An 11338-nucleotide genomic window follows, 5' to 3' on the forward strand; every position below is an offset into this window, starting at 1 on the left:
CCGCCATCAGTGAGCGCGACGCCGCACGGATCGTTAGGGTGAACAAGTACCGGCATCGATAGTGAGTAACGCCCCCTTATGTCACCGAACAGCGTGAACCGCGAGCGCAGCCTGCTCGTCGTGCGTCAGATCGTCCTCAGCTACAGCGCGTTGCTGGCGCTCACCGCCGGGTTCGTCAACGCCGTCGCGATCCTGATCTTCGCCCTGCCGGTCGGCAACCTCACCGGAGTCACCACGCAACTCGGGATGAAGGCGGGCAACCCGCTGCTGTACGAGGGCCACGTGCTCGCGGCCGTGATGATCGGTTTCTTCCTCGGTGCGGTGTTGGCCGGTTCCGTGCTGCCGGTGAAGCACTCCCACGTGAGCTCGCGCTCGGCGCTAGTGCTGTGCATCGAGGCCGTGTTGTTGCTCGTCGCCGCCGCGGGAGTCGAGGAGACCTACATCAGGGAGGCGATCACGGCGTCCGGCGTCGAGCTCCCCGCGGTGCAAGCCCTGTTGGCCGCCGCCGCGCTCGGGCTACAAAATGGGCTGACGTCGAGCTTCCGCGACATGGCCGTGCGCACAACGCATTTCACCGGGACCATCACCGACCTGGGTCTGATCGTCGGGCGTAGCCGCCGGCACGGGGTCGATCGGTGGAAGGCGTTGACGCTGGGCCTCACTCTCGTCCTCTTCCTGGTCGGCGGTGCCGCCGGAATCGTCGCGGGCTCCCGGTACGGGGGTTACGCGCTCGCGGCGCCCGCGGCCGCCTGCATAGCGATGGCGGGCGCTGCGATGCTGCGGCATCGCATGTCGTTGAGTCGCCTGCGGCGCGAGGCGGCGCGGGTCTAGACGCCGGAACCCGTCACACCGTCGGTGGCTGGAGCGCGGCGGCGAGCGCGGTTCGCGATCGGATGCCGAGCTTTCGGTACACGCTGCTCAGGTTGCTCTCGACGGTCTTGGGTGCGAGGAAGAGTTCGGCGGCGATCTGCTTGTTCGACAATCCGGCGGCGGCGCGCTCGGCGATGCGTTGCTCGGCCGCGGTGAGCCCCACGGCGCCGTCGACGGGACGTGCCAGGCGGGCGAGTTCGGCGCGGGCGCGTTCCGCCCATATCGGGGTGCCGAGGCGTTCGAAGGTGAGCAGGGCGGTGCGCAGGTTGGGTTCGGCGACCTGTCTGCGGCGTCGTCGGCGCTGCAACTGTCCCAGCAGCAGTTGGGTCCGGGCCGTCTCGAAGGGCATGGGGAGGCGTTCGTGGTGCCGGATCGCTCGCTCGGCGGCGGCCTCTGCCGCGTCGAGATCGCCTCGCACGGTGTGCAATTGGCAGCGACCGCGGGCCCCGATGGCCAGCATCCAGGGCCTGTCGTACTGGGCGCCGCTGTGTTCGAGCGCGGCAACGAGCGGCTCGGCATCATCGGCGCGCCCGAGTGCGCTCAGGGCCTCGACCGCGTCGGGAATCCAACCAGCCATGGCGATTTCGGTGTCGTGCCGTGGGTCGAACTCGTCGATCAGGGGTTGGAGCGTCGCAAGGGCTGCTGCGTGGTTGCCGAGCGAAACCTCGAGAAACCCCAGCGCGGTGGCACCCGGGCGGACGAGGTAGAGGGCGCCGGTCTCCCGGGCGGCGTCGATACCGGCGTGGGCCGCGGTGCGCGTCAGGAATGCGTCCCCGGTGTGGGAGGCGATCTCGGCCTGCAGCCCCCACAGGCCGGACATGACGTGCCGGCCGCCGATCTGTTCGGCGCGTTGGATGGCATCCTGGTTGAGTGCGACGGCGGAGTCGTAACGACCCAGCCACATCTCGATCCGCGATGCTTCGACCGTTGCCCACAAGATGTCGATCTCGGTTCCGTTCTGCAGCACTGCCTTTCGTACTTCGCCCATCTGTTCTTGCGCGGACTCGAGTCGACCGGTCCAACTGGCGAGCAGCGCGGCGACGGCGCAGGCCCGCAAGGTCACTGTCGTACGGGCGTTGGGGTCCTCCAGGTTGAGGGCATTGGTCAGGGCGGCGTCATCGACGCCGAGGCCGTACATGAAACTGACCAGGGCCCAGATCGCCAAAGCCTGGCTGCGCAGGCCGTCGATGCCAAGCTGGTCTGCTTCGGCGATGGCGATTCGGGCGTGCTCGACGCAGTCCTTCATGCGCCCGGCCTGATTCAGCGCCGGGATCAGAAGCAGCCGGGCGTACAGCTTCATCGTGGGTTCGTCCGCGGCGCCGATCGCCTCGGTGAGTGCATCGACCGCCCCGGCCATGCTTTCGTCGTGGACCAACCCCGCGGCAAGCACGATCAGGGCACTGCATCGGAGGGCGCCGGTGGGCGGCAGCACGTCGAGGGCCGCCTGCAAGTGTGTCTGGGCCTGTTTCAGCGCCCCGGCGCGGAAGTGCTGTTCGGCGGCGCGCAGGCGGCGAATAGGTGTATCGCCGCCCAGTTTTATTGCGAGCTCGGTCAATTCGGCCGCCACGGCCGGAGCGCCTTGGGCCAGGGTGGCTCGGGCGGCGTCGTCGAGCGCCGCGAGCAGATCCGGAGTGCTGGTGGTGGCGGACAGTGCGAGATGCCGCGCTTTGAGCTCTGGAGTGTCGACGACCGCCGCCAGACGACGATGCATCTCCCGGCGCCGCGCCGGGCTGACACCGGTGTAGATGCCGTGGGCGAACAGCGGGTGGCAGAACTGGATGGTGTTGCCCCTCAGCTCGACAACCGTTGTCGCATGGGGAGATTCGATGATCTCGACAACACGGTCAGCAGTGAGGTTGGTGATAGCGCTGACCCGTTCGACGGTCGGCGGAGCCGCGCATGAGGCGGCCAGCAGTACTGAGCGGATCTCGTCGTCGGGCCGGCCGATGCGCTGGGCCACCAGCGATGTCAGGGATTCGGGGAGGTCGACGACATTCGGCTCCGGTTGGTCGGCGACCGATCGGGCCAGCTCGAGCGCGAAAAATGGATTACCACCGGATATTTCGTGGATGCGGGTGATGACGGGCCGGGGCAGGGTGTGGCCCAACCGCTGGAGGATCAATGCGTGGACGCCGCCGAAACTCAGCGGACGCAGCGTGAGACGGGTCACCGAATCTAGCCGGGAGAGTTGTAGCCACGGGAGCGTGTCGGCTGCCGCGCCGGCCTCGGTACGGACCGCGGCCATGATGCCGACTGGACCGGTCAGCCGACGCGCCGCGAATGCGAACACCGCCTGGCTGGAGGCGTCGAGCCACTGTGCGTCGTCGATGGTCACCAGCACTGGCGCGGCGAGACGGGGCTGCTGCACGACCGATAGGAACGCCGTCGCGACAATGCGCTCGTCGGTCGGTTGGCCCTCACACTCGTGAAGCAGCACCCGCTCGAGCGCGGTTCGCTGCACCGTCGGCAGGTCGGCGTAGACGTCCGGATCGACCTCGCGCAGCACGTCAGTCACCGCCGCGTAGGCGTAGCGAACCTCGTTCGGCGAGGCACAGGTCGACAGGACCCGAAAGTTCTGGGCCACAGCCTCTTCGGCGACCTTCCAGAGCAGGGTCGTCTTGCCGATGCCGGCCTCGCCGGAGATGACCATCCCGGCCGGCCCGGACGACGCACGGGTCAGAAAGTCGCGTGTCGCGTCGGGCTCTGGCTGGCGCATCAGCAATCCCCTCAATTGCCGCTCTTCAGGATCCGCCAGCCAACTTACGGAAAGCTCACAGGAGATTTTGTGGTTCTCACATTTTCGCGTGGCCAGCGGCTGAATTTCGCCTCGGTCTCAGTTGCGCAAAGGTATGGCAGCCTCCGGCGATGCGCAGTGCGGTCGTGCGTGCTCGGCCATACCGTGGCGGGCATGGGCACAGTCGGCAATCGGGTGAAGCGCTGGCGCACAGCGCTTCATGTGGCGCTGTCCGCAACGCTGGTGACCACCGCCGGGCTCGCCTCCGTTCCCGTTGCTCGTGCGGCGGCGGCCGCCGCGACCCTGTCGGTGTCGTCGACCTGGCAGACGGGCTTCATCGCCCATTTCACCGTCACCAACTCGAGCTCGGTGCCGATGTCGGATTGGCGGCTCGAATTCGACATGCCGTCCGGTGAGTCCGTCTCGCACGCGTGGAGTAGCACGGTCACCCAGTCCGGTACGCACTTCGTGGTGAGCCCGGTGAGCTGGAATCGCATCATCCCGCCCGGTGGGTCGGCGACCGGTGGCATGCGAGGTGTCTTGTCCGGCACGTATTCGCCGCCGGTGAATTGTCAGCTCAACCGGCAGTACCGCTGCTCGTAGCCGCGATCAGTCCGTCGCCACGTGCAACGCCGTTCCGCTGGCCAGCAACTGGGACGCGGTCAGGCCGAATGTGGCCTTGAAGGTGTCGGAAAGATGCGACGGGCTGGCGAACCCGGCTTCGGCGGCGGCGTCGGTCAAAGTCAGTCCCGCGGAGACGCCCAAGCCCACCCGGAGGAGTCGCGACCAGGAGCGGTAGCGGCGCAGGCTGGTGCCCGCCTCTTGGCGAAAGAGTTGCAGGAAGCGCGACTCGGAGAGGCTCGCGTCAACCGCGAGGTCGCGTAGCGACGGCGATTCGGGCAGCGAGCTGCGTATTCGTTTGACCGCCAACGTGATTCGATGATTCATCGGGTGAGCCGACACAGGTGCGGCAATCTCGATCCAGCGCCGCGCGTGGTCGGCGTCCGACGGGATCGCGGTTAAGGTGCGCTGCGCGTCGTGGTCGACGAAGACGCCGTTGGGCGATTCGTGGCACAGATCCCGGCACGCGGTGGCGCGCCCCGACGACGGGTCGAGGTAGCAGGAGACCAGCCGGCCGCCGCGGGTGTCGAGCTTGTGCGTCATCCGCGGCGGTATCAGCGCACTGCGCGCGGCAACCGAGCGACCGTTGGCCGTCACGGTCAGTTCGCGGTCGACCCCGAGCACCAGACACCACACCGAACCGGAGTGATGTCCCAGGTCCAGGCTCGGGCCGGCGTACAGGCCGTGACCCGGCCAGAGCCAGACAGCGGGATAGCAGGTTTGTGGAAGCGCGGAGTCGACTCTGACCGCCATGCTTCCTCCCATGGACGCCACCGTGATTGCCATCTCCATCGTCGCAGTGTTCTTCGCCGGAATGGGTGGGTACGCGCTCGTCGCCCCGAGCCGGCTCATTGCGCCGTTCGACATTGCACTGAATTCCGTTACAGCCCGATCCGAGGTGCGCGCCGTCTACGGGGGGTTCGGTCTGGCGATCGCGAGTGTTCTCGGCGCCGCGGCTGTCACCCCCGGTCTTCGCGCGGGTGTCGTCGTGACGGTGGCAGCGGCATGGGGCGGCATGGCTTTTGGCCGACTCACCTCGCTGCTCGACGGACCGTCGTCGTTCTATCCGAACTGGTTCTACTTCGTGGTCGAGGCGGCCGCTGCTGCCACCCTGTTCGCCGTGGCGGGTTAGGCCCGCACCTTCGCGGTCAGTGACACCAGTTGCTGGAGCGCCGTGTCCAGCTCCGCGCTGCGGCGGTCCTGCGGCGCGAAGCCGTCGGCGTTGAAGTCGTTGAACAGCGACAAGGCCACCGCGCCCCGGACGTCGAGCATCTCGAAGTTCGCGACGATCTGCCGCCACTGCTGGATGGACCGGATTCCGCCGTCGCCGCCGTAGGCGACGAAAGCGACCGGCTTGTTGTTCCATTCCGAGCCGATGCTGTCGAACGCGTTCTTGAAGGCGCCGGGCACGCCGTGGTTGTACTCCGGTGAGACGAAGACGAACGCATCGCAGCCGTCGATGGCCTGACTCCAGCGGGTGACGTTCTGCGAGTCGTACTTCCGGTCGGCCATCGCCGGTAGGACGGCCGAGGTCAGTAACGGCAGGTCGAACTCCTTGAGATCGATCAGCTCGAACTGGGCATCGCCGTGTCGCCCAGCGCGTTCGGCGACCCACTGCCCGACGGCCAGGCCCTTGCGACCCTCGCGAATAGATCCGACGATGATGCCGATCTTCATGTTCCCTCGCCCGTTCGTCGCGTGTTCTAGTCAAATTCTCTGATAGTCAGCGATAATTACTACTTGCCGCGTTGCTCAACTGTCAAGGGGGAGTGCGGTTGTGCGTCGGCATGCCGGCGACGTGGTCCGAGATAGGCTGGCAGATAGACCAATTGGTGGTGGAGGCGATGTGGCCGCAGGTGGCTGGCGGGGCGAGGACCTCGGCGTGCTTGCGGGCCGTCTGCTGTTCGCCGTCCAGGACGAGTTGTTCTCTCGCCTCCATGGCGAGGGCTTCGACGACATCGTCCCGAGGCACGGCGTCGTCCTGGCCTATCTGCGACTCGACGGCATCCGCGCGACCGATCTCGCGCGCCTGTCGGGTCAGGTCAAGCAGGTGGTCGGGCTCATCGTCGACGACCTGGAGCGGCTGGGTTACGTCGAGCGTCGGCCAGACCCCGTCGACCGGCGCGCGAAGTTGATCGTCCCCACCACTCGGGGCCGCGCGCAGATGGCCGCGGCGGACGCCATCATGGCCGACATCATGGACCGGCACGCCCGCGTCCTGGGCAAGCAGGAGTTCCGGCGCTTCATCGCCAATTTCCGCGAAGTCGTCGATCATCAGCGGGCCATGACGAGCGACGACTCGGGCGAAGGCCCGAACCCGCGCTGAGTCTCAGCCGGCCAAAACTATTGTGGAGGCGTGGAGGACGCTGTGCTGGGTGTCGCGATGACGCCAACTTCGGTTCGCACCGTCCTGGTCGCGGGCGCCAAGGCCGACGGAGCCGCCGTCAACCACGACAACATCGACTTCATCCGTGGCGCGGACCTGCCCGCTGACAGCTCGACGGAGCAGATCATCTCCGCCATCCTGATGACCCGCGCGACGGCGCGGGCCGACGGCTTCGAGGTCAATTCCACGGGCGTGACGTGGATGAACGTCGCCACGGCGACAGCCCTGCGGGAAGGCCTCGCGACCCGCAGCATCGCCAACGTCCTTCTGGTGTCGCCTTTCGCCTCCGCGGTGGCGCTGGCTCGCGCCGCCGGCCGGTCGGCCGAGTATGACCACACGGCGCTGTTGTGCGTGGAACCCGATGTCGCGACGCTCGCGGTGGTCGGCACGGCGGATGGGTTGGTCATCGACGTGCGGCGGCGGTTCCTGCCGCATGACGACGACGAAGCGGTGGCCGCGCTGGTCGAGATCGTCAGCGACGCGGGCGCGATGGAGAACGGACCCGACGGCGTGTACGTGGTCGGATCCGGTGTCGATATCCCGCTCGTCATGCCTGCCCTGGTGGCCGCGACGACGCTGCCGGTGAGCGCACCCGAACAGCCCGAGACGGCCCTGGCCCGGGGCGCGGCGCTGGCGTCGGCCAATGTCGAACTGCTGACGCCGTCCGCGCTCGAATTGGCCCGCGCGGCCGGACAGACCGCCGGCTACCCGCACATCGCGCTGCTGTGCATCGAGCCCGATTCGGCGACCTCCGCCGTGCTGAACACCGCCGACGAGTCGATCGCCGAGGTGCGGCGTCGGTACCTACCTAGTGACGACGCGGCGGCGCTGGCCGCGCTGGTGGAGATCGTCAAAGGCGCGGGCGCGATGGAGGGCAGGCCGAAGGGCGTCTTTCTGCTCGGCTCCGGTGTCGATATCCCGCTGCTGATGCCGGATCTGGTTGCGGCGACGTCACTTCCGATCAGCACGCCCGAGCAACCCTCGATGGCGCTCGCCCGGGGTGCGGCGCTGTCCGCGGCGAACACGTCCGCGCTGGCGTCATCCGCGGTCACGCTGGCCCGCGCGGCGGGGGAATCGGCCGGGCACGACCACACCGCGCTGCTGTGCATCGAGCCGGACACCGCGACGCTCGCGGTGGTCGGCACGGCGGACGGGCTGGTCGTCGACGTCCGTCGCCGGTTCCTGCCGCACGACGACGATGCGGCGGTGGCTGCGCTGGCCGAGATCGTCAAGGGTGCCGGCGCGATGGAGGGCGACCCGCAGGGCGTTTTCGTGGTCGGTTCCGGTGTCGATATCCCGCTGATCATGCCGGCGCTGGCGGATGTCACAGACCTTCCCGTCAGCGCGCCCGAGCAACCGGCGACCGCGCCGGCCGCCGAGGCAACCGAGACCCCGTCGCCGCTGTTCGCCTCGTCCACCGCGTTCCTCAACGGGCACAAACAGGGTGCCGCCGTCGTGCCCCGGGTGCCCCCGCCGGTGACGGGACCCGTCGTGCTGGAAGCACGCGGCCTGTGCAAGTCGTTCGGCGCCGGTCCGACCGCGATCCCGATCATCCACGACATCAACCTGCAGATCACCGCCGGCGAATTCGTCGTCCTGGTCGGACCGTCGGGGTCGGGCAAGTCGACGCTGCTGAGCATCCTCGGCTTGCTGGAGCCGCCGACCAGCGGCGAGGTGCTGGTGAACGGGGTGAGTGTCGCTCAGTTGTCGTCGCGGGAACTGGCCGGCGTGCGCGGTCACCGGATCGGCTACGTCTTCCAGTCGTTCAACTTGCTGGCCGGATTGTCGGTCGCCGAGAACGTGATGCTGCCGAGCCTGCTGGCCGGCCGGGCCGGGCGGGTGCAATTCGACCGGGCGATCTCGTTGCTGGACCAGTTCGGGCTGGCCGGGATGGCCAAGCGGGTGCCCGCGGAGTTGTCCGGCGGCGAGCAGCAGCGCGTGGCCATCGCGCGGGCGCTGTTCATGGCGCCGCAGGTCGTGCTCGCCGACGAGCCCACCGGCAACCTCGATACCAAGAACGGCCGGCGCGTGATCGACGCGCTTTACGACCTGAACGCGGCCGGCCAGACCATCGTGATGGTCACGCACGATCGATCGATCGCCGACGAGGCCCCTCGGTTGATCTCCTTGCTCGACGGCCGCATCGAAAGCGACGAGCGGCACATCCGATCCCGCGGCACGGCATGGCGCGCACCGCACTGAACGCGGCCGTCAGCGTCCTGAGGCTGATCAACTTCCGGGCGATCCGGCGGCACACCCTGCGGGCGCTGCTGGCCTCGCTGTCGCTGGGCGGCGGGGTTGCGATCGTGGTCGCGGTGATGATCGAAACCAGCAGTGTCAGTACGGCTATCGACGACGTCGGGTACCGGATCGCGGGCCCCGCGCCCCTGCGCATCGTCGGCGCCGCGACCCAAGGCGGGATCGATCCGGCGGTCATTCGCGCCGCCCGCAACGTCCCCGGGGTGGCGGTGCTCGCCCCCGTGGTCCGCGCCGCGACCGAGGTGCGCGACGGCGGCCGCGACACCGTCGTGCTGGCGTTGGGCATCGACTGTTCGGCGCGCTGGATCATCGACCCGAAGGTGTGCAGCGCGGGGCAGACGGAACCACAGGTGATGGCGACCTCGACCACCTTCGGGCGCACCCTGGGCAAGTCCGCGACCCTGGCGACCGACGTCGGTCAACTGCCGCTGCCGGGTCTCGCGCAGATCCCGCAGTTGGACAACGTCAACAACGGCCGCGTGGTCGTGTTGCCGCTGAGCGCGGCCAAAGTGCAATTCGCCCGCGACGACCGGGCCGACAGCGTCTACGTGAACCTGGCTGACACCGTCGACGCGAAGGCGATTCAGACCCGCCTCGGCGAGGTGCTGGAGGTGCTCGGACCGGGGTATCGGGTGCTGACCCGCAACGATCCGGCTGCCGGATTCAACGTCAACGTCGTGCTGTTTCCGCTGCTGGCGATCTTCGCGCTGATCGCGGTCGGCGTCGGGGTGATCCTCATCGCCCAGCTCACCCGCCTGTCGATTCAGGAACGCCGACGAGAAGTCGCGATCGCCGCGGCGCTGGGCGCCTCGCCGCTGTCCACCCTGGTCGGCTTCCTCGCCGAGGCTGCGCTGCTCGGCGCCGCCGGTTCGGTGGTCGGCGTCGCGCTGGGCGCGATCATCGCCCGGCCCGTCGTCGCGAGCGCCAGCGACCTCACGCAGCAGTTCGTCGGGGTCAACGTGCCCGTCGTCGTCGAGCCCGGTGTCGTCTTCGCGGGGCTGGGAATCGGCGTACTGCTCGCCCTCGCCGCGGCGATCGTGCCGAGCCTCGCGGCGTCGAAAACCCCGATCGCCACCGAGCTTTCCGGCCGTGCCGCCTACGAAGACGCCAAGTCGGCGCGCATCCTGCCCAAGGCCGCGGCGCAGCTCGCGATCGGCTTCGCGGCCCTCTTCCTGGTGTGGTCGGCGACGCTGTCGGGTGGACTCGCGCCGTGGCAGGCCACGATCGCCAACGGCGGGGTCGTCATCGCAATCGTCGGAATGCTCTTGGCCGCGGCCTATTTCAGCGCGCACATCCTGGCGTCGATCCGGCTCCAACCGGACCGGCCGCACAACCCGATCCTGGCGATTGCCTTCACCGGGCTGCGCGCTGACCAGACCCGGACGACGGCGATCGCCGGTGCCGTCGCGGTCCCGGTCGCCGTCGCCACGCTGCTGTCGGGCTTCCTGGTGGCGATCGACCGTGGCGTCGAGAACGTGGCGCGGGCGCAGGCGCACGATCGGCTGGTGGTCACCACCACCCGGTTCACCGACTGGGGGTCGACGGACGCGAAATTCTCGCCCGACAGCATGACCAAGCTAGCTGCCCTGCCCGGGGTGGGCGGCCTAGAGCGGATGGCCGAAGTCGAGATCACCCTCGGCAACGGATCGCTGGCCTACGTGCGGGCCGAGGACAGGCCCACCTTTTCCTACCAGGTCTTCGCCGGCCAGCCCCCGAAGGAGAGCGTGAAGTCGAACCAGCTCGTCATCGGCGGAATTCTGGCCCGCCAGAACGGGATTGGCATCGGCGACAGCATCCTGCTCGGTAGTGGGCCCACCGCCCGCAGAATTCCTGTCGGGACCATCGTCGCGACCCCCGAAGTGGGCGGGATGCGGATCCAGATGTCGTACTCGCTTGCCGAACAGATCTTCGGGCGTCAGCCACCCGGGCTGGTTTTCATCAATCCGGCGAAAGGTGTTGCCCTGCAACGCATCGCCGACGAGGTCAAGGCCGGGCAATTCAATCAGCCGCTGACCGTCGTGGACGCGAAGGGCTACCGGGATTCGGTGGTCAGCGGCGAGTCCCGGTTCCTCGCGCCACTGAACACGTTGAAGTATGGCCTGCTGGCGATCGCTTTCATCTCGGTGTCCTCGACGCTGCTGCTGCTCGGTATCCGCCGCCGTCGCGAGATCGCGCTGATTCAGGCACTCGGCGCCACCCCGACCAAGGTCTTCGCGGTGACGACGCTGGAGGCCGTCATCGCGAGTGCGACAGGCGCGCTGCTCGGTGCGATCGTGTCCGTGCCGATCATCGCTGCCGTCGGGCGGGCCGCGGTGGTCGACGTCGGCTCGGTGACCCCACTGATCTTCCCGATGTCCGAAGCCTTCGGCTACGCGCTGCTGGCGATCCTGTCGGCGGTTTTCGCCGCAGTCGTTCCGGCGTGGAAGACCACCCAGGCCGCGCTCGCAACTCAGCTGCGCGACGAATAG

9 protein-coding genes are annotated in these 11338 nt (G+C 68.3%); 6 read left to right on the forward strand and 3 right to left on the reverse strand.

The features are described 5' to 3' along the window. The first annotated feature begins 78 nt into the window (after nucleotides 1-78). Nucleotides 79-831: a YoaK family protein gene (locus PT015_RS17825; protein WP_285186202.1), complete on the forward strand. Its 753-nt coding sequence runs from the start codon at nucleotides 79-81 to the stop codon at nucleotides 829-831. A gap of 13 nt (nucleotides 832-844) precedes the next feature. Here PT015_RS17825 and PT015_RS17830 read toward each other — a convergent pair whose 3' ends face one another. Continuing rightward, a complete protein-coding gene (locus tag PT015_RS17830; RefSeq protein WP_285186204.1) occupies nucleotides 845-3586 on the reverse strand; it encodes an AAA family ATPase in 2742 nt (913 codons plus the stop codon). 192 nt (nucleotides 3587-3778) lie between these two features. Here PT015_RS17830 and PT015_RS17835 point away from each other — a divergent pair, with 192 nt between their 5' ends. Continuing rightward, nucleotides 3779-4207 (forward strand): cellulose-binding domain-containing protein, encoded by a 429-nt coding sequence (locus PT015_RS17835; RefSeq protein ID WP_285186206.1) that lies wholly within the window; start codon nucleotides 3779-3781, stop codon nucleotides 4205-4207. A gap of 6 nt (nucleotides 4208-4213) precedes the next feature. Here the strand turns inward: PT015_RS17835 and PT015_RS17840 are convergent, their stop codons facing one another. After that, nucleotides 4214-4978, reverse strand: coding sequence for a helix-turn-helix domain-containing protein (locus PT015_RS17840; protein ID WP_285186208.1), 765 nt, complete (start codon nucleotides 4976-4978; stop codon nucleotides 4214-4216). 10 nt (nucleotides 4979-4988) lie between these two features. Between PT015_RS17840 and PT015_RS17845 the strand changes: the two genes are divergently transcribed. Further along, nucleotides 4989-5357, forward strand: coding sequence for a DUF4345 domain-containing protein (locus tag PT015_RS17845; RefSeq protein WP_285186210.1), 369 nt, complete (start codon nucleotides 4989-4991; stop codon nucleotides 5355-5357). On the opposite strand, the gene PT015_RS17850 is transcribed toward PT015_RS17845, so the two are convergent. Continuing rightward, nucleotides 5354-5902, reverse strand: a complete 549-nt coding sequence (locus PT015_RS17850; RefSeq protein ID WP_285186212.1) for an NADPH-dependent FMN reductase — start codon at nucleotides 5900-5902, stop codon at nucleotides 5354-5356. The two genes, PT015_RS17845 and PT015_RS17850, sit on opposite strands and share 4 nt — an antisense overlap. Nucleotides 5903-6071: 169 nt before the next feature. On the opposite strand from PT015_RS17850, the gene PT015_RS17855 reads away from it, so the two are divergent. Genes PT015_RS17855 through PT015_RS17865 form a run of 3 tightly spaced genes read left to right on the forward strand, consistent with a single transcriptional unit; the run spans nucleotide 6072 to nucleotide 11338 of the window. Then, on the forward strand, nucleotides 6072-6551 hold the full coding sequence (locus PT015_RS17855; RefSeq protein ID WP_285186214.1) for a MarR family winged helix-turn-helix transcriptional regulator: 480 nt from the start codon (nucleotides 6072-6074) through the stop codon (nucleotides 6549-6551). 30 nt (nucleotides 6552-6581) lie between these two features. After that, the gene (locus PT015_RS17860) at nucleotides 6582-8813 is read left to right on the forward strand and encodes an ABC transporter ATP-binding protein (protein WP_285186215.1); all 2232 of its coding nucleotides are present in this window, start codon (nucleotides 6582-6584) and stop codon (nucleotides 8811-8813) included. After that, nucleotides 8795-11338 carry an ABC transporter permease gene (locus PT015_RS17865; protein WP_285186216.1) on the forward strand — a complete coding sequence of 848 codons (2544 nt, stop codon included), beginning with the start codon at nucleotides 8795-8797 and terminating at the stop codon, nucleotides 11336-11338. The genes PT015_RS17860 and PT015_RS17865 overlap by 19 nt, the downstream gene beginning before the upstream one ends.

The organism is Candidatus Mycobacterium wuenschmannii, from assembly GCF_030252325.1.
In the GTDB taxonomy this organism is placed as follows: Bacteria; Actinomycetota; Actinomycetes; order Mycobacteriales; family Mycobacteriaceae; genus Mycobacterium; species Mycobacterium wuenschmannii.

Excerpts from the sequence above, each read along its gene's own strand:
- PT015_RS17825 (WP_285186202.1), top strand. The coding sequence starts at position 79 with ATGTCACCGAACAGCGTGAACCGCGAGCGCAGCCTGCTCGTCGTGCGT.
- PT015_RS17845 (WP_285186210.1), top strand. The coding sequence starts at position 4,989 with ATGGACGCCACCGTGATTGCCATCTCCATCGTCGCAGTGTTCTTCGCC.
- PT015_RS17850 (WP_285186212.1), bottom strand. The coding sequence starts at position 5,902 with ATGAAGATCGGCATCATCGTCGGATCTATTCGCGAGGGTCGCAAGGGC.
- PT015_RS17830 (WP_285186204.1), bottom strand. The coding sequence starts at position 3,586 with ATGCGCCAGCCAGAGCCCGACGCGACACGCGACTTTCTGACCCGTGCG.
- PT015_RS17835 (WP_285186206.1), top strand. The coding sequence starts at position 3,779 with ATGGGCACAGTCGGCAATCGGGTGAAGCGCTGGCGCACAGCGCTTCAT.
- PT015_RS17865 (WP_285186216.1), top strand. The coding sequence starts at position 8,795 with ATGGCGCGCACCGCACTGAACGCGGCCGTCAGCGTCCTGAGGCTGATC.
- PT015_RS17840 (WP_285186208.1), bottom strand. The coding sequence starts at position 4,978 with ATGGCGGTCAGAGTCGACTCCGCGCTTCCACAAACCTGCTATCCCGCT.